The 26,646-nt window shown below is 68.4% G+C and carries 21 protein-coding genes and 2 tRNA genes; 12 read left to right on the top strand and 11 right to left on the bottom strand.

Annotated features, from left to right (window positions below; genetic code table 11):
* Position 1: 1 nt before the first annotated feature.
* Positions 2-75 (bottom strand) — tRNA-Pro (locus AC1C2S_RS16850).
* A gap of 179 nt (positions 76-254) precedes the next feature.
* On the opposite strand from AC1C2S_RS16850, the gene AC1C2S_RS16845 reads away from it, so the two are divergent.
* Positions 255-4,034 (top strand): SCO7613 C-terminal domain-containing membrane protein, encoded by a 3,780-nt coding sequence (locus AC1C2S_RS16845; protein ID WP_495353756.1) that lies wholly within the window; start codon positions 255-257, stop codon positions 4,032-4,034.
* Positions 4,035-4,119: 85 nt separating this feature from the next.
* Positions 4,120-4,190, top strand: a tRNA-Gly gene (locus AC1C2S_RS16840).
* Positions 4,191-4,290: 100 nt separating this feature from the next.
* Here the strand turns inward: AC1C2S_RS16840 and AC1C2S_RS16835 are convergent.
* Both AC1C2S_RS16835 and AC1C2S_RS16830 read right to left on the bottom strand, forming a co-directional pair.
* Entirely contained in the window at positions 4,291-4,953 is a 663-nt protein-coding gene (locus tag AC1C2S_RS16835; protein WP_495353755.1) for a response regulator transcription factor, read from the bottom strand.
* Positions 4,934-6,187, bottom strand: a complete 1,254-nt coding sequence (locus tag AC1C2S_RS16830; RefSeq protein ID WP_495354415.1) for a sensor histidine kinase — start codon at positions 6,185-6,187, stop codon at positions 4,934-4,936. Before AC1C2S_RS16830 ends, AC1C2S_RS16835 begins: the two co-directional genes overlap by 20 nt.
* Before the next feature lie 154 nt (positions 6,188-6,341).
* On the opposite strand from AC1C2S_RS16830, the gene AC1C2S_RS16825 reads away from it, so the two are divergent.
* The 3 genes from AC1C2S_RS16825 to AC1C2S_RS16815 all read left to right on the top strand — a co-directional run bounded on the left by AC1C2S_RS16825 (position 6,342) and on the right by AC1C2S_RS16815 (position 9,043).
* Positions 6,342-7,082, top strand: a complete 741-nt coding sequence (locus tag AC1C2S_RS16825) for an ABC transporter ATP-binding protein (RefSeq protein ID WP_495353754.1) — start codon at positions 6,342-6,344, stop codon at positions 7,080-7,082.
* Positions 7,079-8,422 carry an FtsX-like permease family protein gene (locus AC1C2S_RS16820; RefSeq protein WP_495353753.1) on the top strand — a complete coding sequence of 448 codons (1,344 nt, stop codon included), beginning with the start codon at positions 7,079-7,081 and terminating at the stop codon, positions 8,420-8,422. Before AC1C2S_RS16825 ends, AC1C2S_RS16820 begins: the two co-directional genes overlap by 4 nt.
* A 123-nt stretch (positions 8,423-8,545) precedes the next feature.
* Complete coding sequence (locus tag AC1C2S_RS16815) at positions 8,546-9,043, top strand: Dps family protein (RefSeq protein WP_495353752.1); 498 nt, start codon at positions 8,546-8,548, stop codon at positions 9,041-9,043.
* A 100-nt stretch (positions 9,044-9,143) separates the two neighbouring features.
* Here AC1C2S_RS16815 and AC1C2S_RS16810 read toward each other — a convergent pair whose 3' ends face one another.
* The 7 genes from AC1C2S_RS16810 to AC1C2S_RS16780 form a co-directional block, all read right to left on the bottom strand.
* On the bottom strand, positions 9,144-9,800 hold the full coding sequence (locus AC1C2S_RS16810) for a response regulator transcription factor (protein WP_495353751.1): 657 nt from the start codon (positions 9,798-9,800) through the stop codon (positions 9,144-9,146).
* A gap of 180 nt (positions 9,801-9,980) precedes the next feature.
* Complete coding sequence (locus AC1C2S_RS16805) at positions 9,981-11,393, bottom strand: sensor histidine kinase (protein WP_495353750.1); 1,413 nt, start codon at positions 11,391-11,393, stop codon at positions 9,981-9,983.
* Entirely contained in the window at positions 11,383-12,915 is a 1,533-nt protein-coding gene (locus tag AC1C2S_RS16800) for a multicopper oxidase family protein (RefSeq protein ID WP_495353749.1), read from the bottom strand. The genes AC1C2S_RS16805 and AC1C2S_RS16800 overlap by 11 nt, the downstream gene beginning before the upstream one ends.
* Before the next feature lie 125 nt (positions 12,916-13,040).
* A complete protein-coding gene (locus AC1C2S_RS16795) occupies positions 13,041-14,555 on the bottom strand; it encodes an amidohydrolase (RefSeq protein WP_495353748.1) in 1,515 nt (504 codons plus the stop codon).
* Positions 14,552-15,196: an FMN-binding negative transcriptional regulator gene (locus AC1C2S_RS16790; protein WP_495353747.1), complete on the bottom strand. Its 645-nt coding sequence runs from the start codon at positions 15,194-15,196 to the stop codon at positions 14,552-14,554. The genes AC1C2S_RS16795 and AC1C2S_RS16790 overlap by 4 nt, the downstream gene beginning before the upstream one ends.
* A gap of 73 nt (positions 15,197-15,269) precedes the next feature.
* Positions 15,270-16,274, bottom strand: a complete 1,005-nt coding sequence (locus AC1C2S_RS16785) for an Fpg/Nei family DNA glycosylase (protein WP_495353746.1) — start codon at positions 16,272-16,274, stop codon at positions 15,270-15,272.
* 9 nt (positions 16,275-16,283) lie between these two features.
* Positions 16,284-16,799 (bottom strand): ribose-5-phosphate isomerase, encoded by a 516-nt coding sequence (locus AC1C2S_RS16780; RefSeq protein ID WP_495353745.1) that lies wholly within the window; start codon positions 16,797-16,799, stop codon positions 16,284-16,286.
* Between the two features lie 134 nt (positions 16,800-16,933).
* Here AC1C2S_RS16780 and AC1C2S_RS16775 point away from each other — a divergent pair, with 134 nt between their 5' ends.
* The 3 genes from AC1C2S_RS16775 to AC1C2S_RS16765 are packed head-to-tail and all read left to right on the top strand — an operon-like array spanning position 16,934 to position 19,331.
* Positions 16,934-18,121 (top strand): CE1758 family FMN-dependent luciferase-like monooxygenase, encoded by a 1,188-nt coding sequence (locus tag AC1C2S_RS16775; protein WP_495353744.1) that lies wholly within the window; start codon positions 16,934-16,936, stop codon positions 18,119-18,121.
* Positions 18,122-18,123: 2 nt separating this feature from the next.
* Positions 18,124-18,609, top strand: coding sequence for a MarR family winged helix-turn-helix transcriptional regulator (locus tag AC1C2S_RS16770; RefSeq protein WP_495354414.1), 486 nt, complete (start codon positions 18,124-18,126; stop codon positions 18,607-18,609).
* Positions 18,606-19,331, top strand: coding sequence for a CE1759 family FMN reductase (locus tag AC1C2S_RS16765; RefSeq protein ID WP_495353743.1), 726 nt, complete (start codon positions 18,606-18,608; stop codon positions 19,329-19,331). Before AC1C2S_RS16770 ends, AC1C2S_RS16765 begins: the two co-directional genes overlap by 4 nt.
* A gap of 56 nt (positions 19,332-19,387) precedes the next feature.
* Here the strand turns inward: AC1C2S_RS16765 and AC1C2S_RS16760 are convergent, their stop codons facing one another.
* Positions 19,388-20,398, bottom strand: coding sequence for a DUF2332 domain-containing protein (locus AC1C2S_RS16760; RefSeq protein WP_495353742.1), 1,011 nt, complete (start codon positions 20,396-20,398; stop codon positions 19,388-19,390).
* An 85-nt stretch (positions 20,399-20,483) separates the two neighbouring features.
* On the opposite strand from AC1C2S_RS16760, the gene AC1C2S_RS16755 reads away from it, so the two are divergent.
* The 4 genes from AC1C2S_RS16755 to AC1C2S_RS16740 all read left to right on the top strand — a co-directional run bounded on the left by AC1C2S_RS16755 (position 20,484) and on the right by AC1C2S_RS16740 (position 26,643).
* Positions 20,484-21,968 (top strand): SDR family NAD(P)-dependent oxidoreductase, encoded by a 1,485-nt coding sequence (locus AC1C2S_RS16755; protein ID WP_495353741.1) that lies wholly within the window; start codon positions 20,484-20,486, stop codon positions 21,966-21,968.
* A gap of 167 nt (positions 21,969-22,135) precedes the next feature.
* The gene (gene pepN / locus AC1C2S_RS16750; protein ID WP_495353740.1) at positions 22,136-24,700 is read left to right on the top strand and encodes an aminopeptidase N; all 2,565 of its coding nucleotides are present in this window, start codon (positions 22,136-22,138) and stop codon (positions 24,698-24,700) included.
* A gap of 177 nt (positions 24,701-24,877) precedes the next feature.
* The gene (locus AC1C2S_RS16745) at positions 24,878-25,789 is read left to right on the top strand and encodes an ABC transporter ATP-binding protein (RefSeq protein ID WP_495353739.1); all 912 of its coding nucleotides are present in this window, start codon (positions 24,878-24,880) and stop codon (positions 25,787-25,789) included.
* Positions 25,786-26,643 carry an ABC transporter permease gene (locus AC1C2S_RS16740; protein ID WP_495353738.1) on the top strand — a complete coding sequence of 286 codons (858 nt, stop codon included), beginning with the start codon at positions 25,786-25,788 and terminating at the stop codon, positions 26,641-26,643. Before AC1C2S_RS16745 ends, AC1C2S_RS16740 begins: the two co-directional genes overlap by 4 nt.
* The last annotated feature ends 3 nt before the right edge of the window (positions 26,644-26,646 follow it).

Below are 26,646 nucleotides of genomic sequence, written 5' to 3'. Positions count from 1 at the left end.
GTCGGGGCGACAGGATTCGAACCTGCGACCTCCCGCTCCCAAAGCGGGCGCTCTACCAAGCTGAGCTACGCCCCGAGTCGCGACTCAACTCGTCGATTCAGCCGCACGGACATGCCGAAGCATGCGTCAGACGGATGGACCCCGGAAAGTCTACTGCACAGCGCTTGCGCTCGTTGTGCACTTGCCTCCCGGCTGCCGACGCGCTGCTGTGGATGAATCGTCACCGGGACTGCGCACCGTGGCAGAGTGTGCGCATGCCCGACCACGATTCCGTCGTCCGACGCGACCTCCGACGCTGGCCGTCCAGCCCGGCGCAGCTGGTCGACACGACCCTCTGCCCGTCGTGCTTCAGCACGCTGACCTCGGCGGTGTGCGGCACCTGCGGCCTCGATCTGTCGGTTCCCGCAGCGAGTCAGCTGCTGGCGGCGGGTCGACGGCTGCATGACGACGAGCTGGGTCGACAGTCGCTGATCTCGGCCATGCGCGAGGCGCAATCGGCACGGGCTCGCGATGCGGCTGCGATGGACGGCACGGTGCGGGTCGCCGTGCCGATCGCCGCAGGAGTGCCGTCGGTGGCCAGCGCAGCGACAGCAGCGGATGCCGCGATCGCCGTTCGCGCACCGCTCGCCTCGGTTGCGGGTCCCGTTGCAGCACCCGTCTCGCCGGACGCGCCTGCCCCGGCTCCCGTCGCCGCCGCGATGGCGCCTTCCGCTCCGACGGCATCCGATTCGACCCGTTCCGGTCGTTCCGGCGTACAGGTGCTGCTCCTCACACTCGGCGTCGTGTTGATCTCGATTACAGCCGTCGTGTTCCTCTTCGTCGCCTACCTCGTGGCGAGCCTCGAGGTGCGCTCGGTGATCATCGCGATTGCGAGCGTGCTGGTGCTCGGCGTCGCATGGCTGTTGCGGGCGCGAGGCCTTCCGGGCACCGCCGAGGGCGTGGCATCCGTCGCTATCGTGCTGCTGTTGCTCGACGTGTGGATCGTGCGGGCCAACGGGCTGTTCGGCACCGATTCCCTCGGCGCCGCCGGGTACACGGGCGGCGCGCTGCTGATCGTCGCGGCCGTGCTCTTGGGCGTACGTGCGGTCAGTGGCATCCGCGTGGCCGGCTTCGCCGCGGCAGCGCTCGCGCCCGTCGGTGTCTTCCTGCTCACGTTCGAGCTTGCGCCCGACGACCTCCCGGGCACTGGCTGGTGGCTCGGCCTCCTCAGCGCCTCGCTGCTCGGGTCGGTTGCAGTACTGCTGCCGCGCACCGCCGAGCGCGCGATCGTGCTCGGCGCTGGATTCGTCGCCGGTGCGTTCGCGCTGATCCCTGCGTTCTGGGCGCTGGTCGACATCCAGTGGAACCAGCTGTGGAGTTACCTCGCAGTCGCGGCGGCGTGGTTGATCGCACTGATCGCGGTGCGTCTTCGAAGCAACGACGTGTCTCAGATCTGGGCTCGCATCGCCGCGCCCGCGTTCGGGCTGAGCCTCGCGCTCGCGCCGACGGTGTCGATCGTCTCCGAACTCGACACGGATCTCGCGATCTGGCTCGCGCCCGCCGCGGCGGGCGTCGTGGCCGCCGTGCTCGGGGCCGGCGTGCGTCTGACCGGGCCGGCGTCGCGCGACTCGCTCTGGGCTTGCGTGGCTGCGGTGGGCGTCGCCGTCTCCGCTGCGATACCCGGGGCGTTCCTCGGCCTCGGCGCGATCGCCGCCAGGCTCGTGGCGAGCGTGCCGCCGTGGAACCTCGCCGTCGACGAACCATCCGTGACCTTGCCAGTGGAGCACGATCTCGCGGTCGTCCTCGTGCCGTTCGTCGCCGCGGTCGGTGCACTCGTCATCACGACGCTGGTGCGCCGGGTGCGCATGCTCGTGGCCATCCCCATCGGCGCAGGGCTTGCGGGTGTCCTCGTGGCCGGTGCCATCGCTCCGAACCTCGTCGTGTCCGCTGTCGTGCTGATCACCCTCGGGGGCGGCGCGCTGGCGCTCGCGGCGGCACTTCGACGCTTCATGTTGCCGGGCCTCCTCGTGACGCTCATCGTCATCGGAAGCTGCGGCGGCGCGCTCGGCTGGCAGGTGGGCTACTCGAGCTCGGTGCTGTGGCCGTGGGTCGCTGCCCTCGTGATCGCCATCATCGTGGTCGGGCGGGTGCTTGCGCGTCGCGTCTGGGCGGCGCACGTCAGCGCGCCGATCGGCTCGGCGCACCTTGCGATCGCGACGACGCTCTTCGCCGGCGCCGTCTTCTCGATCGCTCCCTGGCTCGATGCGGCCGGATGGCGACTCCTCGAATCGTGGAACTCGCCGTGGATGTGGCTCGCAACGGTGAGCGCCGCCCTGCTCGCCATCGCCGCACTCGTGCGGAACGGCAGCACGGGCGATCGGCTGGCCGCCACCGTTCCGCTGCTCGCGGCATCCGTCGTCGCGCTGTGGGCGCTCGCTTTCGAAACGGATGCCGCCGCTCGCTGGCTGCCCGCGGTCGTCTTCGTGGTCGCGGGTGTGCTGTGGCTTCGCCTCGGCAAACCGGTGGTGTTGCGCACGGCCTTCGCCGCAACGACCCCGCTCTCCCTCGCGTTCGCGTCTGCCGTCGTCGTCGACGTCGTCTTCGGGGCCGAGTTCGTCGCCATCGGCCTCGCCGGGGCCACCCTGCTCACAGCCGCCCTTGCACACCTGGTGCCGCCGCGTACCGGGAGTTCTCGGCTCGCATGGGGCATCGCGGTCGGGGTCATGGGCCTCACGACTCTCGTCTCGGGCTTCACCGGCGCCTTCGCGACGGACACGTCGTGGCTGGTACTGCTTTTGCTCACTCCTGTGCCGATCGTGATGGCCGCGCTCGACGGCGACCCGATCGCCGGCCAGAAGCCGACCCGACACGTCGCCTGGCTGAGCCTCGGGCTCGGCGTATCCACGGTGTGGGCCTGGCTCGCGGGTGACGGCGTCGAGAACGTCGAGGCCTATACGCTTCCACTCGCCGCTGCGTTGGCCGTCACCGGCGGTCTCATCACCTGGCGGCGGATCACCGCCGACTCACGCGCCACGGGCCGCACGGCCCTCTTCGGCGCTGCCGCGGCGGTCGCTGTGCTGCCCAGTGTCGCGTCGAGCGGCGACTCCGAGTTGCGCACACTGCTGCTCGTTTCGATCGGCATCGTCGTGTCGATCGCCGCGATCTTCCTGCCCGAGGCGGCACGCGGAGTGCCCATTCGCCTCCTTGGAGTGAGCGCCGGTTGGGTGGCCGTCACCGGCGCGGCGCTCGTGCGCGGTTCTGCCGCCGCGACCGGCGCAGCCGACAGCGTGCTCGTCGTCGAATTCTGGCCGGTCGTCGCGCTCATCGCCGGTGCGGTGATCGCGGTGATGTGGGCCCGCACCGAGTCGAAACCCGAGTGGCTCGGCGAGGTGATGCTCGCGGCATCCGTCGCCCTCGCGTCGGTGCCGACCGTGCTCGCGATCGTCGGCGGTGACGAGCCCACCGTGCGCGCTGCCGTGCTGTTCCCGCTGCTCGCGTTGGTGCACATCGCCACTTCGGCGACGACCGCGAAGCCGGTCGCCGGGCCGATGCTCGGCTGGACCAGCCTCGGCGCGCTCGTCGTCGGCGGCCTCATCGCGCTCGTGCCCGGCGAAGTCGAGCCGTTCGACCTCATCACGGCGTCGGTTGGCGTCGCGCTCATCGGCGCGGGCGCATTCCGTATGCGCCGCTCCCCCGAACTCGGCAGCTGGCCGGCACTCGGGCCTGGCCTCGCGGTGCTGCTCATCCCGGCGCTCATCGCCGACTTCGCCGATCCCGAACTGTGGCGCAACGTCACCCTCGGCGTGGTGGCGGTCACCGTCGTGGTCATCGGCGCCGTACGGCGCCTGCAGGCGCCACTCCTCCTCGGCGGAGCCGTGCTGCTCGTTCACGCCATCGTGCAGCTCTGGCCGTGGATCACCGCGCTCTACGAGGCCGTCTGGTGGTGGCTGTGGCTCGGCATCGCGGGCGTTCTGCTCGTTGCGCTCGCCGCGACCTACGAGCGCCAGATGCGTCTCGCGCGCGGCACGATCCACTCGATCGCGTCGCTGCGGTAGTCGGCGCGCGCGGTTTCTGCGGCGCGCGTCACAGCGACGGATGCATCGTGTACTACGATGATCCAGTGCCCGCGAGCGGGCGCGCGGGGATGTAGCTCAATGGTAGAGCCTCAGTCTTCCAAACTGATCACGCGGGTTCGATTCCCGTCATCCCCTCTCCATAACCGCCTTCTCATCAGGCATTTTCCCGCCGCTCCATGCTGTTGCCCAGTGGTTCTCAGAGAACGAGTCAGGCCGGAATCCGTCTCGCGGCGAGTTAAGTGCGGTCGTTCTGGAGATAGGTCAGGACCGCCCTGACCCGGCGGTTTTCATCGACTGGGTTGAGTCCGAGCTTGATGAAGATGTTGCCGATGTGTTTGCTGACTGATGCGTCGGTGAGGACGAGTGTGGCGGCTATATCGGCATTCGACTGTCCGTCTGCCATGAGGCCGAGCACTTGGCGCTCTCGTGCCGTGAGAGTTTCGAGCGGTCCCGGCTGGGTAGTGCTGAGGAGGTGCTGCACCACGTCGGGGTCGATGACGGTGCCGCCGGACGCAACTGTTTCGAGTGCGTCGTCGAAGTCGCGGACTCGATTCACGCGGTCCTTGAGGAGGTAGCCGATCGCACCTTCGCGGAGTGTGAGCAGTTCGCGGGCGTAGTTGTCTGCGATGTATTGCGACAGCACGATGATGGGCTGGGTCGGATGCGCGGCCCGAATCTCGAGTGCGGCGCGAAGCCCATCGTCGCTGTTGTTGGGCGGCATCCGGACATCGGTGAGAACGAGATCTGGTCGCTCGTCGATATCGGCGAGGCGCGCGAACTTCGCGAGGAGATCAGGTGCGGTCTCCGCTGTGGCGGCGACGGTGTGGCCGAGTCGTTCCAAGAGGGCAGTCAGCGCTTCGCGCAGCAGCGCGGAGTCCTCAGCGAGCAGCAGACGCATCGCGCTCCGAAATCGCCGCAATGATCGGCAGGGCCATGTACAAGGTCGTTGGTCCCCCGTCTGGGCTGATGATGGTGAACTGCCCGCCGAGCGTCTCAGCTCGCTCGCGGAGTCCGCGCAGCCCGGTTCCAACGTTCTCGTCGGCCCCGCCATGCCCGTTGTCGGTGACGGCCACAGCGAGCATGTCGGCTTCGATGCCGACTCGGACGGTCAGGCGTGTGGCGGTGGTGTGCTTGACGGTATTGCTCATCGCCTCGGTGACGAGATAGTACGCGACCGTCTCGACCGCGCTCGGGAGCCGACCGAACTCGGCCGCGTCGAGGACGATCGGGACCGGGGTGCGGTCCGCCAGCTCGTTGAGCGCGGCACGGAGTCCGTAGTCAGTGAGGACAGCGGGGTGGATACCGCGGACAGTATTGCGCAGCGTCGCCATCGCATGCTCGGCCTGGCCCTGAGCAACATCGAGCGCGCCGCGCGCCAACCCTGTGTCGCTCCCCTGTGCGGCGAGATCATCGAGTTCGAGGCTGACCATTCCAAGTCGGGCAGCGAGAGTCACGAGTTCCTGCTGTACTCCGTCGTGCAGGTCGCGCTCGATGCGTTGCCGTTCGCTCTCGAACGCCTCGACCAGCGCGGCACGCGACTGGATGAGCCGTTCGACGTTCCGGGCGAGCTCACGTGGGCGAGGTCCGCAGAGCATTCGCAGTAGCGACGATTGGCCCGCCGCGACGAAGGCATTGACGTAGGCAAACAGGCAGATCGCGACCAGGCCGATCGGGATGGCCAGCCACCAGTTGTCCGGTCCCGCGATGATCCGGACGTCTGCGAAAAGGTTGACTTGCGCGAGGCCACGGGCGCCGGAGAAACCGATGAAGACGAACACGACGAGGCAGAGCCCTTGAGCGAACAGGACGGCCAGCGCGACCCAGCCGAGCACGAGGTCGAGAAGCAGTGCCGCGGTCTCCCGCCAGGTCGCGCCCTCGTTCATCCGCACACCCAACCAGATATGCCGTTGCGCACGAGTGAGGGGCACGTGCCCGGAGGCTTGACGGGGAAAGCCGAGGATGTGGGTGCGACGGCGCTCGATCGCGCCGATGACGATGCCCCACAGTGGCAGGAGCAGAAGCGTGACGATCACGACCGGCAACAACACGAGCCCGAGCGCGGAGCTCACCAGCAGGTAGATGAGCGTGCGCCAAGGCCATCGGCTGAGCAGGAACCGCCACGGCGGCTGCATCAGCGCCTGCCATACGGTTGCCGGCCTCATACCCCAACCCTACGGAGGCGACGGCCACGGGGCTGGGGCCTTTGCGAAGAGTAGAGCCAGCTCTAGCCCGACTCTCCACCTCGCCCCCTCGCGCCCGTCCCGGCCGTCGCATCCAATAGGGAGTGTGACCGAACCGCTCATTCGCGCCGAGAACCTGCACAAGACCTTCCCCGGAGTCGGGCCGAAGGAACCCCGCGTGCCGGTGCTGCGCGGGATCTCCCTCGACGTTCATCCCGGCGAGATGGTCAGCATCGTCGGACCCTCCGGCTCCGGCAAGTCCACCCTGCTCTACTGCCTCTCCGGGCTCGAACCCTACGACTCCGGCTCCGTTCAACTCACCGGGCGCGAACTGCGCACGCTCCGGCGCGGTGGACTCGCCACTCTTCGTCGCAAGCATGTCGGTTTCGTGTTCCAGTCCTACAACCTCATCCCTTCCCTCACCGCCCGGGAGAACATCGCCTTGCCTGCGCGACTCGCCCGCCGGGGGGTGAACCGGGCGAGCATCGATCGCGTGCTGGCCGAAGTCGGGCTGACTGACCGGGGCCGCCACAGGCCTGGGCAGCTCTCGGGCGGGCAACAGCAGCGTGTCGCGATCGCCCGCGTGCTCGCCATGCGCCCCGACCTCGTGTTCGCCGACGAGCCCACAGGATCCCTCGATACCGCAACCGGCGCCGACGTGCTCCGGCTCCTACGTGGCGCAGCCGGTGACCACCGCTCGGTCATCGTCGTCACGCACGACCTCGAAGCTGCCGCCCTCGCCGACCGCGTGCTGGTACTGCGAGACGGCCTCATCCACAGCGAACTCCGCCATCCGGCTCCCGAACAGGTACTCGAGGCAATCACTCTCGCCGGGGTCGCCGCGTGATCCGGCTCATCTTGTCCGATCTGGCCGCTCACGGCCGGGTGTGGCTCGGCATCGTCGCCGTAACCGTCGCCACCGGCTTCGTCTCCGCGATTGCCGCCGGACTCATCGAGACCGGCGCGGTCCATGGCGGCCGCATACAGGAAGGGCTTGCCAGCACCAGCGCCGCCGTCATCATGTTCACCACCGTCGCCGCGCTCATCGTGCTCAGCTCGACCGCGAACCTCACCGTCGCCCTGCAACAGCGCAGCTATGCCCTGTGGCAACTCGTCGGTATCCGACCTGTCCTTGTCGCGCTGGTGGTGCTCGCTCAGCTCGCCATCGTCGGCATCATCGGCGCGCTGATCGGATGCATAGTGGCGATCCCGACATTCGGCCCGCTGTTCACGTGGGCGTTCAGTGATTGGGAGCAGATGCAGGGCATCACTCTTCACCTGGGACTTGTCAGTGTGCTCGTGGTGACCGCTGGGATCACCACGGTCGTGCTCCTCGGCGGGCTCCGCGGCGCACGCCGGGCCAGTCGCACCCCTCCTATCGAGGCGCTGCGCGACGCGGACCCGCCCCAGATCAAGATGGGGCGGGTCCGTATCGTCCTCACTGCAGCGATCTTCGCCGGCACCACCGCGCTGGCGATGAACCTCGACGGAAGCGCGTCGATGTCCGCGCTTTCCGGCCAAGCCATCCTGTTCACGCCACTCATCGCGGCGGCGCTCGCCGCAGCGGGACCCGTCGTGTTCCCGATCGTCCTTCGAGCATGGACGTCGCTGCTGCCGGCGAGGGCATCGGCGTCGTGGTTTCTCGCACGCAACACCGCCAGCCACCGACTCGGCCAGTCCAGCGCCGCGATCGGCCCGCTCATGGTCGCCATCGCCCTTGCCGGCGGCCTGTACACCACCGGCGCGACACTTGCCGCAGGCCAAGCCACGCGAACCGGCACCAACGAGGGATTCGATCTTGCGCCAGAAGGCGTCGTGATCCTCCTCGGCGGCCCGCTCCTGCTCTCCGCCGTTGCCGCTGCCGCGACCGTGTTCATGTCCGGCCACGCACGCGAACGCGAGTTCGCACTCGTCCAGGCGGCTGGCTCAACGCACACCGGAATCATCCTCACCGCGATCTGGGAGGCCGTCATCTTCACCGTCACTGCGGCCATCCTCGGCGCACTCGCCACCGTCATCGGCGGTCTCATCGTCGCCGCCGCGCTCGCACTGCCGTTCCCCGTAGTGTCGTTCGGAACCATCGCATTGATCGCCGGTGGCGGCCTAGCGCTCACCCTCGCGGCGACCGTCGCACCGACCACCGCGGCTCTCCGGCATGAGATACCCCGAACGCTCGCCGTTGAGTAGCACTGTCCCAGTCAGTGAATGACGCCTTGTCAACCCCTCCTCAGCCGAGCCTTCCCTTCCTTGAAATACGCAGGCATCCGCGTAGCGTTGAGGAAGACATACGCTCCAGGGAAGGTGGACCACATGACCGATACCAAGATCGCTCCCAAGACCCCGAAGACCGGCGCGAACGCCGACGTCGCCTCGGGGGTCGCCCAGTTCCTCACGCCCGTCGTGCAGGAGCTCATCGCGCTCGCCGTCAACGGCAAGCAGGCGCACTGGCACGTACGCGGGGTGAACTTCATCGCCGTGCACGAACTGCTCGACGAGGTCGTGGCGCACGCGCAGGACTGGGCCGACCTCGCCGCTGAGCGGGTGGTCGCCCTCGGCTTGCCCGTCGACGGCCGCCTGAAGTCCGTCTCCGACAAGAGCGGAGCTGTGAACCCGAAGCTCGGCTTCCAGCCTTACGACGAGGCGATCGCCGACGTCGTCGCGCAGATCGACCTCGCAGCCGAGAAGGTCGCCGAAGCGATCGAGGGCCTCGACGAGCTCGACCCGGTGAGTCAAGACGTCGTGATCGAGATCCGCCGCGGGCTCGACAAGGACCGCTGGTTCCTCTTCTCGCACGTCGCCGTGAAGTAAACGCGCGATGGCGGCCTGACGGGCCCGGGTGCAGAATGCCGATATGACGGCGGATGCACCCGGGCCCGACTCGTCTCACGGCTGCGACGACCAGCGGTGATCAGCGCTGCAGCCAGGTGAGCACCGCGAGCACGCGGCGGTGGTCGGTGCCGGAGTCTTCGAGGCCGAGCTTCTGGAAGATCGAGGTGACGTTCTTCTCCACGGCTCCGACGCCGATGAACAGCTGCTTGGCGATGCCGGCATTGGTGCGGCCCTCGGCCATGAGGGTCATCACCTCGCGCTCGCGTGGGGTCAGCGACTCGAGTGGGTCGCTGCGACGCGCAAGCAGCTCTCGCACGACCTGCGGGTCGAGCACGGTGCCGCCCTGGCTGACGCGTTCGACCGCGTCTTCGAGCTCGTCGAGAGAGGCCACGCGATCTTTCAAGAGGTACCCCATGCCACCCTCGCCCGATGAGAGCAGCTCGTGCGCGTAAGTGCCCTCGACGTACTGGCTGAGCAGCAGCACCCCGACCTTCGGCATGCGTCGACGCAGTTCGAGAGCCGCGCGCACTCCCTCGTCGCGGAATGTCGGCGGCATGCGCACATCGAGCACGGCGAGGTCGGGCCGGGTTTCGTCGATCGCTGCGAGCAGGGAATCGGCTTCGCCGTACGCGGCGACCGTCTCGAAGCCGGCCTCATCGAAGAGACGCACCAGGCCTTCCCGCAAGAGCACCGAGTCTTCGGCGAGCACGATTCGAAGCGGCGTGCGGTCGGTCATTCCCCCAACATTAGCGGCGGCATCGGCGGTCGAGTGCAGGGGTCCGAGATCGGGTTGCGGGGTCTCGATACGGCCCTGGCGGGCCTACTCGACCAACTATCACACTGGGCTACTCGACCGACGAAGTTGCGAGGTCTCGATACGGCCCTGGCGGGCCTACTCGACCGACGAAGATGCGGCCTACTCGACCGACGAAGGTGGCGACTCGAGCGGCACGTACGGGATGTGCGCGCCGATCGTCGTCGGTCCGCCGACGGGGCTGTCGACGACGAACATGCCGCGCAGGCCCTGCACCCGATCTTGCAGTCCGGCGAGCCCGTGGCCCGTGGCCAGCGTTGCGCCGCCGCGCCCGTTGTCAGTCACCCAGAGGTCGATCCAGTGGCCCGTCGGCCCGGTGTCGCGTGTCGAGACGGAGAGACGGATTCCGGTGGCCTCCGCGTGCTTCACGGCATTCGTCAGCAGCTCGGCGGCGACGAAGTAGACGTTGCGTTCGATCGGCGCCGGCAGCGCGGCATCCGTCGGCAGAGCGATCTCGATCGTCACCGGAATGGGGCTCCGCGCTCCGAGCGACTGAAGTGCGACGGCGAGACCGCGGTCCTGCAGGATCGGCGGTGCGAAGCCGCGCGAGAGAGCTCGCAGCTCGTCGAGCGTCTCGCGAGCCTGCTCGCGGGCCTCGCCGAGGAGTTCACGCGCCGAGTCCGGGTCGCGCTCGAGCTTGCGCTCGATGGCGGCGAGATCCATCTGCAGTCGCACGAGCCGCTGCTGCGGGCCATCGTGGATGTCGCGCTCGAGGCGGCGAAGCGAGGCGTCTTCGGCCTGCACGGCCGCGCCGCGGGAGGCGGAGAGCTGTGCAACCTCGCGCTCCAGAGCCTCGGAGCGCCATGCGCCGAGCACGCCGCGCGCGATGACGTCGTGCAGCAGGGTGAGGCCGCGGAAGACGAACGGCAGCGTGGCGAGGAAGATGAGGCCGATGACGAATTCGAAGATCGCTTCACCCACTCGCGGATCGACGCTCATCGTGTTGCCGGGGAAGAGCCAGTCGACGACGACGTCGTAGAGCCAGAAGTCTTGATCGCCACGGCCCACGGGAATGTACCGCTGCCAGATCCAGCCGGTTGTGCCGCCGAGTGCGACGGAGGTCCATGCGACGGTGACGCTCCACGTGACGACGCTCACGATCGGGTTGATCACCATGCCGTGCAGGAGGTACAGCCAGTAATGGCCTTCGATGAACGGTGCGAATATCGTGCGCCAGAAGCCCCGGTCGCGGTCGGCCCGCTCCCATGGCGGTCGGGCGATCGGGTGCCGCCCCGCCCCGCGAAGGCGCGTGAGTTCGAGAGTGCCGAAGCCGCGTGCCATGAACAACGACGCGACGAGGATGAAGACGCCGAAGACGAGGACGATGAGCCCGAGCCCGGTGAAGAAGGTCGTCGACAGCAGCACGAGGCCCGCGATCGCGATGGGCATCGTGAGGATGAGGAAGCCGAACTCCCGTGGCGCCGTGGCCCACAGCGACCAGTAGCTGCGGCGCATCGCCGCGGCATCCGTGGGGCCGGCCGCGGGCGCGGGGGGAGTGATGGTTTCAGTGCTCATGGTGGGTTCCTTCAGTCATCGTCGCACGCTGGCCCGGTTCGACGACGGCGAACTGGCCCATCATGCCCTGGTCTTCGTGCCACAGCAGGTGGCAGTGGTACATGTACGGCGTATCGGGGTCGGTGTAGTCCTCGAAGCGCATCAGGAGTTCGTACTCGGTGTTCGGCTCGGTGAAGATCGTGTCCTTCCAGCCCGCGAGCTCGGGCGGTGGTGCAGCGCCGTCGATCGATGCGATGCGGAACTGCACGTCGTGCACGTGGAAACTGTGCGGCAGATTGGTCGCATTCTCGACCACCCACCGCTCGAGCGTGTCGACCGTCACGGTCGCGTCGATTCGGCCCATGTCCATCGAGTCGCCGTTGATCTCGAAACTGTCGTTCAGTTCGAAGGTTCGTGTGGTCGCAACCTCGGCCTCGTCGAACTCGGGAATCGTATTCAGCCGTTCGGGCACGGCGGGGGCCGGGTCGAGTGCGTCGGCGGCGCGCAACTCGAGCACGTCATACGAGTCCGTGCCGCCGTTCGTCGCAGCGATCGGCGCCACGAGCGCGGCGATCTCAGGGGTCATACGCGACTGCAGAACCAGGCGTTCGCCAGGAGTCACGCGCACGAGCACCTCGGCGCGCTCCCCCGGCGACAGACGCACATGATCGAGTTCGACGGATGCCTCCAGCAGCCCGCCGTCAGTCGCGATGAGTTCCACCGGCCGCTCATCACTCCACGTGAACGCATAGCTGCGGGCGGTGGAGGCGTTCAGGAGCCGGAGCCGGACGAGCTCGTCGTTCACGTCGAGATACGGGCCTCTGGTGCCGTTGACGATGAGCTCGTCGCCGAGTCCCCCGGCGTATCCGTAGGGGTTCGGTTCCTTCCGCCCCTCCGCCGAGAAACCGGTGTCCTGCACGATCACGGGAACGTCGTCGACGCCGTACTCGCGCGGGAGGCCGAGAGCGGCCTCGGCGTCGTCCTGCACGATGAACATTCCCGCGAGGCCACGTGAGACGTGGTCTTCGGTCTCGCCGTGCGGGTGCGGGTGGTACCAGAGGGTGGCCGCCTGCTGGTCGATGTCCCACTCGGGCGACCATGTGCCACCCGGGTCGACCATCTGGTGCGGCCCGCCGTCCATCTCCGCAGGCAGGTGCATGCCGTGCCAGTGCACGGTCGTCGGTTCCTCGAGCGAGTTCGTGACGTCGACGCGTACGTGCTCGCCGCGCTTGGCGACGATCGTCGGGCCGAGATGGCTGCCGTTGAAACCCCAGGTGTTGCTGGGCCGGCCCGGCTCGAACTCGGTTTCGCCCGCTTGCGCGTCGAGCGCGAAGACGCGAGTGCCGTCGGCGTCGACGGTCGCCTCGGCGAGCGGAGGGATCGCGAGCGGCTTGTCGAACTCGACCTCGCCCACCGTCGAGACCTGACCCGGACCGGCGTTGCTGCACCCGGCGAAGGCCACCGCGATGAGCCCGCCGGCCGCGACTGCGGCGAGCGCGGATCCGAGCGCGGCACGGGGTCTGCGGAGGCGTGTCTGAAGCATGACTCCAGCCTCGCGATGTCGAGGCCGGCAACCCAGCCGGTGCACGCCCCGATCGCATCGGGGGTTTTCCCCCGCTCGCCCAGCGATGGCGCGCGGGGGATCGCGGGTGATCGCGCGCTGCGGCCTCAGTAGATCGACGAGAACGTGAAGCGGCCGGCGAGGAGGGTGCCTGCCACCGGCATCCGGCGCAATTCGTCGACGGATGCCTCGAACGGGTCGATCTCGACGATGGCGAGATCGGCCGCCCCACCGACCTGCACCGCCGTGCCGTGGCCGCCGGTCGATGCCGCGAGCGCGGCTCGTGCCTCGATCGCCTGCTCGGGATGCCAGGGCTCGCGACCATCACGGGCCCGACCGACCGCGGCCGAGATCGCGACCCACGGGTCGAGTGGTGCGACCGGCGCATCGGAACCGAGCGCGAGCTCGACGCCCGCCGCCGCGAGCTCCGCGAGCACGAACGCCCGATCGGTGCGACCCGCCCAGTGCCAGTCGGCGACGTCGCGGTCGTCCATCGCGTGCTCGGGTTGCACGCTCGCGACGACACCGAGGCGTGCGAAGCGTGCGATGTCGTCGCGACACAGGAGTTGGGCATGCTCGATCGATCCGGTGCATCCCACCTCGTCGAAGGCGTCGAGCACGCGTGCGTTGGCGTGGTCGCCGATGGCGTGCACGGCCGGGGTGAGACCCGATTCGTGTGCTCGGCGCATGTGTCGCACCAAGTCGTCGTACGTCACCGTCGCGAGCCCGTAGGGGTGGTCGGACGGCCCGACACCGGGGTACTGGTCAAAGCACCAGGCGGTTCGCGTGTTGAGCGAGCCGTCGGTGATGACCTTGTACCCGCCGACGGTGACGAGACCCGCGGTGGCCGGCACGATGTCGCCGGTGCGGAGGCCCTCATCGATCGCGCGGTCGAGGTGCTGCGTGTACACGCCGAACGAGACACGCAACTCGTCGGCCCCTGCACCGACGCGTCGGGCCCAGTCGTCGCGGTTCCACCGCATCTCGTAGTCGGTGATGCCGACCACACCGCGAGCCGCGGCCTCTCGCGCGGCCTCGGCGACCCACTCGTCGAGCACCTCGTCGGCGATGTCGTCGAGCTGCCGCACGACGCGGAAGCAGTCGTCTTCGCGGACCACTCCGCTCTGCCCGGCGAGCGACTCGACTCCGTGCCGCCGCAGCGCAGCGGTGTTCAGCCAGCACGAGTGCAGGTCGGCCGCGACGAGCACGACCGGCACGTCACCCGAGACGGCGTCGAGCGCATCGCGGGTGGGCGCATCGGCCCAGAGTCCGTCGCGATAGCCGAATCCGATCACCTCATGTGCACCTCGGGCGACGGATGCCGCCACCAGGCGTGCGACGGCGGCAGCCGACTCGGCCCCGGCGAGATCGAGGCGGCGCGACACCATCGCCCACTGGGAGAAGTGCACGTGCCGGTCGTGCAGGCCGGGCAGCACGAAGCGGCCGTCGAGGTCGAGACGACGGATGCCACGTGGCGCGGGGGCCCCGGCAGGGATCACCGCGGCGACGCGGCCTCCGTCGAGGTGGAGATCGACGAGCCCGTCGGTGCCGGGCAACCGGGCTCCGGTGAGCAGCAGCGACTCGGCGACATCCGCGGCGCCCGTCGTGACCGGAGCACTCACGCCCGAGCCGCCCGAAGGGTCTCGTGTGTACGGCGCATCTCTGCGGCGAGCGCGGGGCTCGCATACGGGCCGTCGCCCTCGAGCTCGTCGATGATGCGATCGACGGTCTCTGCAGGCTTGTTCTGGCTCATCTTGTTCTTCGCGACAAACCGCGTGATGGGAATGCGGAGGCCGACGGTGCCCGCGGAGATGCGATCGGCGTAGGCCGAGTTCTCGGCGGTGCCGCGCATGCGCCGCGGCTCGGGCATCGGGTCTTCGAAGTGGTCGACGAGTGCTTCGAGCACCCGGAGGTTCTCGTCGGCGGAGAGCAGCTCGGGCGTGCCGTAGAGATGCGCGGTGACGAAGTTCCACGTCGGCACCGCGGGATTCGCGTCGTACCAACCGGGCGAGATGTAGCCGTGCGGCCCCTGCACGATGACCATCGTCTCGTGGCGTCCGAGCTCGTGGACGACCTCGTCGGGCCGGCCGACATGCGTGAGCAGCACGATGCCGGAGGCGGTCTCATCGAGGAGCACCGGGTAGTGGGATGCGACGAGCCCCGCGGCATCCGTCTGGCTCACGATCGTCATCCACGGGTGCTCGCGGATGAGGCGCTTCACGCCGTCCTCGCTCGCGAGGGTGAAGCTGGGGTTCTGTCTCATGTGCTTCCTCGGTCTCGATACGCTTCGCTACTCGACGAGCGAACGGCTGCGGTACTCGACGAGCGAACGATGGTCAGGCTTGGCAGTACGGGCACCAGTAGAGCTTGCGGGCGCCCATCTCTTCGAGCACGATGTTCGTGCCGCAGACCCGGCACGGCAGGCCCTCGCGCTTGTAGACCCAGTGCCGGTCTGCGCGGTTCGCCATCGCGGCGCGGTAGGCCTCGGGGTCGAGATCGTCCATCGTCATCATCTGTCCGGTCTCGACACCGATGCGCAGCAGTTTCGCCCAGTCGCGCCATAAGTGGCGCACGTGCTCTTCGGGCACGAGCTTGCCCGGCGTATGCGGGTTCTGCTTGGCGCGGAACAGCAGCTCGGCGCGGTAGACGTTGCCGATGCCTGCGACGACGTTCTGGTCCATGAGCAGCAGGCCGATCGGGGTGGCCTTCTTCAGGATCGTGCGCGTGAAGCGTTCTTCGACCTCAGGCCCCGAGTCGAGCAGCGGGTCGGGGCCGAGCTTGCCGACGACGGCCTCGACCTGGGCGGGGTCGAGCACTTCGCACGCGGTGGGCCCGCGCAGGTCGGCGCAGATCGTGTCGGTGAGCAGGCGCACCCGCACCTGGCCGACAGGCTCCGGGGGAAACGTCGTGAGCTCGTTCCCCTCCTTCTCGGACTCCGACATGCGCAAGCGGGTCTTGCGAGGCGCGCCGATGGACTGCAGCGAGTTCTCACCCGCAGTGTCGAACACGACTGCATCGGGGTTCGACCCATCGAGGAACGTCCCCTGCTGGTTCGTCTGGCCCATGCGACCGTTCGCCGACGCGATCGTCGCATCCATCAGAATGTCGCCCGCGAAGTCCCACGCACCGTACATGCCGAGGTGCACGCGCAGCCACACATCGCCCTCGAAGCCGAGGAACATCTGCTTGCCCACGGCACGGGCATCCGTCATCCGTCGCCCGTCGATCTCGGCCGCCCCGACGGCGAACCGGCCCTGCGGACTCGACGCGTGCACGACGTGCCCGACGAAGTTGCGTTCGAACTGCCGGGTGATGCGGTGTACGGAGTGACCCTCGGGCACGGTGCTTTCCTACTCCGCAGTGGCCGCTGAGTCCGTCGAAACGTCGACGCCCTTGCCCGCGATGTCACCCGTCGTCTCGTACTCGGCGACCTGCGCGATGCGTCGCACGTGCCGCTCATCACCCGAGAACGGCTCGGCGAGGAACGCGTCGATGTAGCGGATGGCCTCTTCGACCGTGTGCTGGCGGGCGCCGATCGAGATGACGTTGGCGTCGTTGTGCTCGCGCGCGAGGATCGCGGTGTCCATGCTCCAGACGAGGGCGGCACGGATGCCCCGCACCTTGTTGGCCGCGATCTGCTCGCCGTTGCCCGAACCGCCGAAGACCACGCCGAGCGCACGTACTCCCGCGGCCTGGTCGCGCGCGACGCCGAGCGCCGCGTTGATGCAGAACGCCGGGTAGTCGTCGAGGGCGTCGTATTCGGCCGGGCCATGGTCGACGACCTCGTGACCGCCGTTGGTCAGGTGATCGACGAGCGTGCGGCTGAACTCGAGGCCGGCGTGGTCGGTCGCGATGTGGATGCGCATGCGCCAATCCTATTGACAGGAGAGACCGGCGAACCCATCGAACTGCACTCAGGAGAACAGATCGTGTGACGCGGGAATACATGCGCAGTCATGTTGTTGTGACTGACAAGACACACCGCGGAAAGGCGGACACCATGCAGTTCGGAATCTTCACCGTCGGGGACATCGCCCCCGACCCGACCACCGGGTACACGCAGAGTGAGGCGGAGCGCATCGCCAACATGGTGCGAGTCGCACAACGGGCCGACGAGGTCGGGCTCGACGTGTTCGCACTCGGAGAGCACCACAATCCCCCGTTCGTGCCATCCTCACCGCCGACCCTGCTGGCGCACATCGCTGCGCTGACGAAGAACATCGTGCTGAGCACCTCCGTCACGCTGATGACCACGAACGACCCGGTGAAGATCGCCGAGGACTACGCCATGCTGCAGCACGTGGCGAAGGGGCGCCTCGACCTCATGGTCGGGCGCGGCAACACCGTGCCGGTCTATCCGTGGTTCGGCAAGGACATCCGCCAGGGCGTCGCTCTCGCGCTGGAGAACTACAACCTGCTGCACCGACTCTGGCGCGAGGATGTCGTCGACTGGGAGGGGAAGTTCCGCACGGCGTTGCAGGGCTTCACCTCCACCCCGCGTCCCCTCGATGATGTGCCGCCGTTCGTCTGGCACGGATCCATCCGCACGCCCGAGATCGCCGAGCAGGCCGCGTTCTACGGCAACGGATTCTTCGCCAATCACATCCTTGCGCCGAACCTGCACTTCAAGCCGCTCGTCGACTTCTACCGGGAGCGATTCGAGCACTACGGGCACGGCACGAAGGAACAGGCGATCGTCGGTCTCGGCGGTCAGGCCTTCATCGCGAAACGTTCCCAGGATGCCGTGAGGGCCTTCCGCCCCTACTTCGAGGAGTACCCCATGTTCCGGGGAAGCTCGCTCGACGACTTCATGACGCGAACGCCGCTGAGCGTCGGCAGTCCGCAAGAGGTCATCGACAAGACCCTCACCTTTCAGGAGGGTTTCGGCGACTACCAGCGCCAGCTGTTCACGGTCGACAGCATGGCACTCCCGGTCGAGATGGCGCTCGAGCAAGTCGAACTGCTCGGCACCGAGGTCGTACCGGTGCTCCGACGGGAGATGGCCGCGCGGCGCGCGCCGAGCGCTCCGGATGCCCCGACCCACGCGAGCCTGATCGCCGAGAAGTACGGCGATGCGAAGCCGCGCCAGCCGCGACCGAATCCGAACCGCGGCGACAACCTCTCGGGCGCCTCGCCGTACCAGGACAGCGACCCGGCCGTCGAGGCACGATTCCCGATGGTGGCGTGAAGATGATCAGCGATGTCCGGCTCGCGAACGAGGCCTGGGAGGCGTACTACCGCGCACAGGCGACGATCGCCCGCGAGCTCTCCGACGCCGACATCTGGGACGGCCTGCTGGTGAAGGAGTACGCCGTCCTCCACGCACTCTCGGCCGAGCCCGACGGCTTGCGCATCACCGAGCTGGGTGACGATGTACTGCTCACCCAACCCGGGATGAGCCGGCTGATCACTCGTCTCGAGGCCCGTGGTCTCGTCGAACGCGGTGACGACGTCGACGACGCCCGCGCGCATCGCATCCGGCTCACTCCCGAAGGCGCGCAATGTCAGCGGCGGGTCGGTGCCCATGTGGCCCTGAACGTCGCCCGGGTGATGTCCCGCGCACTGAACGCCGAGCAACTCGGCACGCTCCGTGAGCTCAGCCTCGTGCTCCTCGCCGGCGCCATCGGCCCGAAAGCGGGAGTGCAGCAGAACGCCGTCGAAAGGTTCACGTCATGACCGGTCAGTCGTCTGGACCGCACATTCCGATCGATTCGGATGCTCCGAACGCCCCCGTGCGACTCGTCATCGTGAGCGCCGGGGTGAGCGAGCCATCCTCGACCAGATTGCTGGCCGAGCGGGCCGCGCAGAAGAGCATCGACCTGCTCCGTGAGGCCGGCAGGCCGGCATCCGTCGGCGTCATCGAACTCGGTCCACTGGCGGTCGAGATCGCTCAAGCCATCGTGTCGGGAATTCCCGGCGAGCGCCTGCAGGCGGCGATCGAACGCCTCGCGGCCGCCGACGCCGTCATCGCCAGTACCCCGGTGTACAAGGCCGGGATCAGCGGCCTGTTCAAGTCCTTCGTCGACGTGCTCGACAACGACCTGCTCATCGCGAAGCCGGTCCTGCTCGCCGCGACCGCCGGCACGGCGCGGCATGCAATGGTCGTTGACGAGCAGCTCAGGCCCCTGTTCGCGTTCCTCCGCGCACTCCCCCTGCCGACGTCGCTGTACGCCGCGCCCGAGGATTGGGGATCCACGACGCTCGGCGACCGCATCGAACGTGCAGCGACCGAATTGGCGCTGTTCGTGCGAAGCGGCGTCGGCCCGTCGATAGCCGAGAGCGCCTGGGGCGGCTATCAGCACCAGTTCGCGGGCAACGCGACTCGCGCCGAGCAGAGCACTGCGGATGTCGACTTCACGACCGATCTCATGCGGCTCGCCGCGGGCGGAGGCGGGTGAGTGCGATCTCGGTGACACGTCGCGGCAGCGGAGGCCGTGTGTTCAGCGCTGCGCCGTCACAGCGAACCGCTTCCCTCGGGACTGGCGACCCAACGGAGAGCACGGCCGTGGGGCTGCACCCACGCTTGTTGTTCGCCGTCGAGGGCGAGCACGAATTCCGTTCCGTCGCCGACCTCGTCGTGCACGACGATGTCTGGAACGATCGAGCGACCCTCGGCGGAGATCCAGTGGCCGGGCAAGTCGCGCACGGTCTCGACGAATTGCTCACGCGCCGCGTGCTCGAGATAGGCGATCACCGCGGTGTGGAACACGACGAGCGTCGCGTCGGCCGGCGCATCGGCGGCGAGCGAGCGGAGTCGTTCGTTGAGGTCACCGGAGACGATGCGGGGCGGATCGGCAGCAGCGATGCGCGCTGCGGCACGGAGCCGCGCCCGCCGGTCGTCGTGCTCGGGCCAGATCAGGGCTTCGAGCCAAGCGAGATCCTCGGCTCGAGTCACGTCGAGCGGGTTGAGGTCGATTCCTGCGCGCCACACCACGTCTGGCAGTCGCGCGGGCACCGGCACTTCTCCCTCGCCCTCGATCGCGCAGTCGAGCACGACCTCGCTCGGGCCGTCGAGGGGGTCGAGCTGCGGATGCCCCGTGTAGCGATAGCTGTAGCGGTCGGGGTAGAGGCAGAGCCCGGCCGAGGCACCGACCTCGAGCAGAGCGAGCGGGCCGGGCAACCCGGCGAGCACGGGAAGGTGCAGTGCACACCGCGCGGCCTCGTTCGTCTGCGTCGCGTGATCGAGCGCGGTCGCCCGCACCTCGGCCCAATGCTCGTGCAGCCAGTCGCGGAAGAGCCCGTACCCCCCGCCGACCGGCGCGCCCGTGAACCGGGCGGCGCCGAACACGAGATTCGGTTGGCGCTTGGCGGGCGGCAGCTCGTCGATGAGCCGGATCGTCGCCGGATCATTCGCCACGCCGAGAGCCCACTCCTCGTACGTCGCCGACATGCCCCTGGACTCGACCTCGGCGAAGGCCCGATACCGCTCGGCCGTCGGAGCGTGGGAGTCGACACTCGTATGCATGCGGTCACGCTACTCCGACGACGCGGCACCGGCCGACTCGACCGCACACAGGAGATCGTGGGCCAGCGACCCGTAGAGTTTCCGCATGCCCTCCGACGACTCTCCCATCTTCAGCGCGCCCACGATCGACGCGCGGGATCTCGAGACGACGCTGCGGGTTCTCGCCGCGCTCAGCGAGCTCGATGAGCACGACCCCGACTTCGAGACCGTGCGCCATGCGACCGCGAAGATGTTCAAGGCGGTCAAGGTCGCACGCCGACTCGAGAAGCGCAAGGTCGTGCAAGATGCCGACCGCGCCGTGATCGCCGCGACGGCGACCGGCGCGCCCACCCGCATCGACGACGAGACGCGCGGCGCAGACCTGGTCAGTGGCACCGATGCCCGCACCGCCGGCGAGCTGCGCGTGGCTCGGCCCTGCTACATCTGCAAGCAGCGCTACACGCTCGTCGACGCGTTCTACCACCAGCTCTGCCCGGGTTGCGCCGCCATGAGCCACGCCAAGCGCGATGCGCGCACCGACCTCACCGGCAAGCGTGCGCTGCTCACGGGCGGTCGCGCGAAGATCGGCATGTACATCGCCCTCCGCCTGCTGCGCGACGGCGCGCACACCACGATCACGACGCGGTTCCCGCGAGATGCCGCCCGACGGTTCGCCGCGATGCCCGATTCCGGCGAGTGGCTCGACCGCCTGCGAATCGTCGGCATCGACCTGCGCGACCCGGCGCAGGTCATCGCGCTCGCCGATGACGTGGCGGCGCAGGGGCCGCTCGACATCCTCATCAACAACGCGGCGCAGACCGTGCGTCGTTCCCCCGGTTCGTACTCGCCCCTCGTCGAGGCCGAGTCCTCGCCGCTCCCCGACGGACCGATGCCCGAACTCGTGAGCTTCGGCCACACGAACGATGCGCATCCGCTCGCCCTCGCGGACTCGGTGTCGAGCCACCCGGTGCTCTCGTCGGGTCTCTTCGCGGGCACCATGACGGCCGACGATCTCACGGCGCTCGCGCTCGCACCGGGCTCGAGCTCGCTCGCGAGACTCGCCGATCGCACCGCGATCGACGCCGGCGGCCTCGTGCCCGACCTCCACCACGAGAACAGCTGGAGCGCGGCCGTGCAGGATGTCGACCCACTCGAGATGCTCGAGGTGCAGCTCTGCAATACGACGGCCCCGTTCATCCTCGTGAGCCGCCTGCGGGCGTCGCTGGCGGCGACATCCGCTCGCCGCAGCTACATCGTGAACGTGTCGGCCATGGAAGGCGTGTTCAGTCGTGGCTACAAGGGACCGGGGCATCCGCACACGAACATGGCGAAGGCGGCGGTGAACATGCTCACCCGCACGAGCGCGAAGGAGATGCTCGCCGACGGCATCCTGATGACGAGCGTCGACACGGGGTGGATCACCGACGAACGCCCCCACCCGACGAAGGTGCGGCTCGCCGAGGAGGGATTCCACGCGCCCCTCGACCTCGTCGACGGCGCAGCGCGGGTCTACGACCCGATCGTTCGCGGAGAGGCCGGCGAAGACGTCACCGGGGTGTTCCTGAAGGACTACGCACGCGCCGACTGGTGAGGTCGCAGTGACGGTCACGGCGGCGGTCTCGATCGCGGCGCGCTGAGCCGCAGCATCCGCTCGCACTGCGACCTTCGAATCTTCGTGACCGCGGCCCGCCCGAGAGCTAGGCTGGTGCACGTTGCCTGCGGCCACGAGCCGCGTCGATGACTGGCGAAGGAGCGCACGTGCCCGGAGAGAACCTCACCCGAATCGAAGCTGAGGAGCGCGCAGCGCTCGTCTCGGTGCATGACTACGACGTCGTGCTCGATGTCACCACGGGGCCGGAGGTGTTCCGAGCCACGACGACCGTGCGCTTCACCGCATCGACCCCCGGCGCATCGACCTTCATCGACGCGATCACGGCGGCCGTGCACTCGGTGACGCTCAACGGCGTCGAGCTCGACCCGGCCGCGGTGAGCGACGGCGTCCGCATCCAACTGCCGAACCTCGCGGCCGAGAACGAGCTCACCGTCGTCGCCGACGGCCGCTACATGAACACGGGCGAGGGCCTGCACCGCTTCGTCGACCCGGTCGACGGCGAGGTCTACCTCTACACCCAGTTCGAGGTGCCCGACTCGCGGCGCATGTTCGCCGTGTTCGAGCAGCCCGATCTGAAGGCCGCGTTCACGTTCACCCTCACGGCGCCCGCACACTGGGAGATCGTCTCGAACTCGCCGACGCCCGAACCGGTCGACGCCCACGACGGCGCCAAGACCTGGGTGTTCACGCCCACCCCGCGTATCTCGAGCTACATCACGGCGATCGTGGCCGGGCCGTACCACGTGGTGCGCGACGAGCTCACGAGCAGCGACGGCCGCACCATTCCGCTCGGCGTGTTCAGCCGCAAGAGCCTGTCGCAGTATCTCGACGCCGACTACATCTTCGAGAAGACGAAGCAGGGCTTCGCGTACTACGAGGCGAAGTTCGACGTGCCGTACCCGTTCGAGAAGTACGACCAGATGTTCGTGCCCGAGTACAACGCGGGTGCGATGGAGAATGCGGGGGCGGTGACCTTCACCGAGGTCTACGTCTTCCGATCCAAGGTCACCGATGCCGTGCGCGAACGTCGCGTCGTGACGATCCTGCACGAGCTCGCCCACATGTGGTTCGGCGACCTCGTCACCATGAAGTGGTGGAACGACCTGTGGCTGAACGAGTCGTTCGCCGAGTGGGCATCCACTATCGCCACCGCCGAGGCGACCGAGTGGCACGAGGCCTGGACGACGTTCAACTCCATGGAGAAGAGCTGGGCCTACCGCCAAGACCAGCTTCCGTCGACGCATCCGGTGGTCGCGACCATCAACGACCTCGAAGACGTGCAGGTGAACTTCGACGGCATCACCTACGCCAAGGGCGGCTCGGTGCTGAAGCAGCTCGCTGCGTGGGTGGGTGTCGAGGCCTTCTTCCAGGGCGTTTCGGCGTACTTCAAGAAGCACCAGTGGGGCAACACGACCCTCGCCGATCTGCTCGCCGAGCTCGAGACCGCGAGCGGCCGCGATCTGTCGGGCTGGTCGGAGCTCTGGCTCGAAACGGCAGGCGTCAACACCTTGCGTCCTGAGATCGCGACGACTGAGCCGATCGGAACTGGATCAGGCACGATCACAGCGTTCACGGTGCTGCAGTCCGCACCGGCCGACTACCCGACGATCCGCCCGCACCGCCTGGCGATCGGCTTCTACAACCTCACGGGCGGCAAGCTCGTTCGCGACCACAGGGTCGAGCTCGACGTCGACGGCGAGCGAACGGATGTCGCGGAGCTCGTCGGTCTCGCCCGCCCCGACCTCGTGCTGCTGAATGACGACGACCTCGCCTACGCGAAGATCCGTCTCGATGACGCCTCGCAGCAGGTCGCGCTCGCGAATCTCTCCGAGATCGAGGACCCGCTCGCGCGAGCCCTCGTGTGGAGCTCGGTGTGGGATGCCACGCGCGACGCCGAGACGAGTGTCAGCGCCTACCTCGCCCTCGTGCTCGGCAACATCGCGAGCGAGACCGAATCGACGACGCTGCGCATCGTGCTCGCCAACGCGGGGCTCTCGGCGAGCGCGTACACCGCAGCCGAGCACCGCACCGAAGCGCGCCGCAAGCTCGCCGACGGGTTCTGGAAGCTCGCCGAGGAGGCCGCGCCCGGCAGTGACGCGCAGTTCCAGTTCGTGATGAACTTCGCGGCCATCGCCGAAGCCGGATCGCACGTCGACGAGCTCGCCGCTCTCGCCGACGGCTCGCTGACCCTCGAAGGGCTCGAGATCGACACCGACCTCGGCTGGGAGTTGCTCATCGCACTCGTGGCTGCAGGCCGGGCGGGCGACGCCGAGATCGATGCGCGCCTCGCCTCCGACAACACCGCGACGGGTCAGCAGTCGGCCGCGCACGCGCGTGCCGCGATTCAGACCCTCGAGGGCAAAGAGCGTGCATGGGCCTCGCTCATCGACGTCGACACCGCGACCAACACGGTCGTGCGCGAAACGGCTGAGGGCTTCCTCCGTGCGGGCGATCCCGCGCTGCTCGAGGCGTTCGTCGAGCGGTACTTCGCGATGCTCGAAGAGATCTGGGAGGCGCGCAGCTACGCGATCGCCGACAAGCTCATCGACGGCCTCTACCCGTCGCCGCTCGCGAGCCAGGCGCTCGCCGACGCGAGCCGCGCCTGGCTCGAGACGCACCCCGATGTGCCGGCACTCCGCCGGCTCGTCGTCGAGCGTCTCGCGGGCATCGACCGGGCTCTCGCCGTGCAGGCGCGCGACGCACAGAAGTAGCCGCCCGCCGGTCGAGTAGCGAAGCGTAGCGAGACCCTTCGCGAGGTCTCGATACGCTCCTGCGTCGCTACTCGACCGGCGCACGGCCGGTCGAGTGGTACCGCGGTACTACCTGACCAGCCCTGAACCATTCCCCAGACGGATGCCCCGGCCGCGACTGATCCGTAGCGTTGAAGCATGATCACGGCAGAAGGGCTCGTCAAGCGCTACGGCGCGAAGACCGCCGTCAACGACATCAGTTTCACCGTCCGTCCTGGGCAGGTCACCGGATTCCTCGGTCCGAACGGCGCAGGCAAATCCACCACGATGCGCATGATCGTCGGCCTCGACCGGCCGAGCGCCGGCAGCGTCATCGTCAACGGCAAGCCGTTTGCCTCGCATCGCGCGCCGCTGCACGAGGTCGGCGCACTGCTCGACGCCAAGGCGGTGCACACCGGCCGGAGCGCGTACAACCACCTGCTCGCGATGGCGGCCACGCACGGCATCGGCGCGAGCCGGGTGCGCGAGGTCATCGAGCTCACCGGGCTCGAGTCCGTCGCACGCAAGCGCGTCGGCGGGTTCTCGCTCGGCATGGGCCAGCGACTCGGCATCGCCGCGGCGATGCTCGGCGACCCCGCCACGCTGATCCTCGACGAGCCCGTCAACGGCCTCGACCCCGAGGGCGTGTTGTGGGTGCGCCAGTTCGTGCGCCACCTCGCCTCCGAAGGCCGCACGATCTTCCTCTCCTCGCATCTCATGAGCGAGATGGCCGTCACCGCCGATCACTTGATCGTGCTCGGCCGAGGCGAGATCATCGCCGATGCGCCCGTCGCCGACATCATCGCCGGCGGCACGCGCCCCCGAGTCCTGGTGCGCTCACCGCATTCCTCCCAGCTCGCCGACCTGCTCGCCGCGCCCGACGTCGCCGTGGTGCGCTCCGAGGCGGGGGTGCTCGAGATCACGGGCGTCGAGGCATCCGGCATCGGGGACCTCGCCGCCCAGCACGGGCTGGCGATCCACGAACTCACCCCGCTCAGCGCGTCGCTGGAAGAGGCCTACATGGCCCTGACCGCCGACGCCGTCGAATACCGTACGGAGGCAGTCCGATGACCACGATCAGCCCCACTGCGACGCACCCGTCGCAGCGCACTCGTTCCACCTCGCTGAGCTTCGGTGGTGTGCTGCGCTCCGAGTGGATCAAGCTCCGGAGCCTCCGTTCGACCGTGTGGTCGTACCTCATCGTCATCGCGCTCTCGCTCGGCATGGCGCTCATCATGTCGTTCAGCATGGTGAGCGGTATGAGCGGCGGCGCGGATGCCTCGGGCGCACCGGCCGAGCAACAGCTTGCGCTCATCGGGCAGTCCTCAGTGTTCGGCGTCTACTTCGGCCAGCTCGTCGTCGGCGTGCTCGGCGTGCTCGTCATCAGCGGCGAGTACACCACGGGCATGATCCGCTCGACCCTCACGGCTGTTCCGAAGCGGCTGCCGGCCCTCGCTGCCAAGGCCATGGTGCTGTTCGCGGCGACGTTCCTCGTCGGTCTGATCAGTACGTTCGGCGCCTACCTCGCCTCGTCGCTCGTCTTCGCGGGCGACGGCGTCTCGGCGAGCATCACCGAGCCGGGCGTGTACCTCACCCTGCTCGGCGGCGCACTCTACCTCGCCCTCGTCGCGGTCTTCGCGCTTGGCGTGGGCACGATGCTGCGCTCGAGCGCCGGTGGTATCGCCGCAGTGCTCGGCCTGCTGCTCCTCCTCCCGAGCGTGCTGCAGATGATCCCCGCTGACTGGGCCCAGGACATGGTCCCCTACCTGCTCTCCAACGCCGGACTCGACCTGTTCTCCGATGCGATCTCGGGTGGCGCCACTGGCGACGGGCTGAATGTTTGGCAGAACCTCCTGGTCGTGCTGGCCTGGGTGGCGGCATCCATCGCCGGCGCTGCGGTGCTCCTGAAGCGACGGGACGCGTAGAGT

It is taken from the genome of Agromyces sp. Y782, from assembly GCF_059445405.1.
This window is presented reverse-complemented; position numbering and strand designations above follow the sequence as displayed.

Excerpts from the sequence above, each read along its gene's own strand:
- AC1C2S_RS16810 (WP_495353751.1), bottom strand. The coding sequence starts at position 9,800 with ATGACCGACCGCACGCCGCTTCGAATCGTGCTCGCCGAAGACTCGGTG.
- AC1C2S_RS16800 (WP_495353749.1), bottom strand. The coding sequence starts at position 12,915 with ATGCTTCAGACACGCCTCCGCAGACCCCGTGCCGCGCTCGGATCCGCG.
- AC1C2S_RS16775 (WP_495353744.1), top strand. The coding sequence starts at position 16,934 with ATGCAGTTCGGAATCTTCACCGTCGGGGACATCGCCCCCGACCCGACC.
- AC1C2S_RS16815 (WP_495353752.1), top strand. The coding sequence starts at position 8,546 with ATGACCGATACCAAGATCGCTCCCAAGACCCCGAAGACCGGCGCGAAC.
- AC1C2S_RS16740 (WP_495353738.1), top strand. The coding sequence starts at position 25,786 with ATGACCACGATCAGCCCCACTGCGACGCACCCGTCGCAGCGCACTCGT.
- AC1C2S_RS16760 (WP_495353742.1), bottom strand. The coding sequence starts at position 20,398 with ATGCATACGAGTGTCGACTCCCACGCTCCGACGGCCGAGCGGTATCGG.
- AC1C2S_RS16770 (WP_495354414.1), top strand. The coding sequence starts at position 18,124 with ATGATCAGCGATGTCCGGCTCGCGAACGAGGCCTGGGAGGCGTACTAC.
- AC1C2S_RS16790 (WP_495353747.1), bottom strand. The coding sequence starts at position 15,196 with ATGAGACAGAACCCCAGCTTCACCCTCGCGAGCGAGGACGGCGTGAAG.
- AC1C2S_RS16765 (WP_495353743.1), top strand. The coding sequence starts at position 18,606 with ATGACCGGTCAGTCGTCTGGACCGCACATTCCGATCGATTCGGATGCT.
- AC1C2S_RS16780 (WP_495353745.1), bottom strand. The coding sequence starts at position 16,799 with ATGCGCATCCACATCGCGACCGACCACGCCGGCCTCGAGTTCAGCCGC.
- AC1C2S_RS16830 (WP_495354415.1), bottom strand. The coding sequence starts at position 6,187 with ATGCAGCCGCCGTGGCGGTTCCTGCTCAGCCGATGGCCTTGGCGCACG.
- AC1C2S_RS16805 (WP_495353750.1), bottom strand. The coding sequence starts at position 11,393 with ATGAGCACTGAAACCATCACTCCCCCCGCGCCCGCGGCCGGCCCCACG.
- AC1C2S_RS16755 (WP_495353741.1), top strand. The coding sequence starts at position 20,484 with ATGCCCTCCGACGACTCTCCCATCTTCAGCGCGCCCACGATCGACGCG.
- AC1C2S_RS16745 (WP_495353739.1), top strand. The coding sequence starts at position 24,878 with ATGATCACGGCAGAAGGGCTCGTCAAGCGCTACGGCGCGAAGACCGCC.
- AC1C2S_RS16835 (WP_495353755.1), bottom strand. The coding sequence starts at position 4,953 with ATGCGTCTGCTGCTCGCTGAGGACTCCGCGCTGCTGCGCGAAGCGCTG.
- AC1C2S_RS16845 (WP_495353756.1), top strand. The coding sequence starts at position 255 with ATGCCCGACCACGATTCCGTCGTCCGACGCGACCTCCGACGCTGGCCG.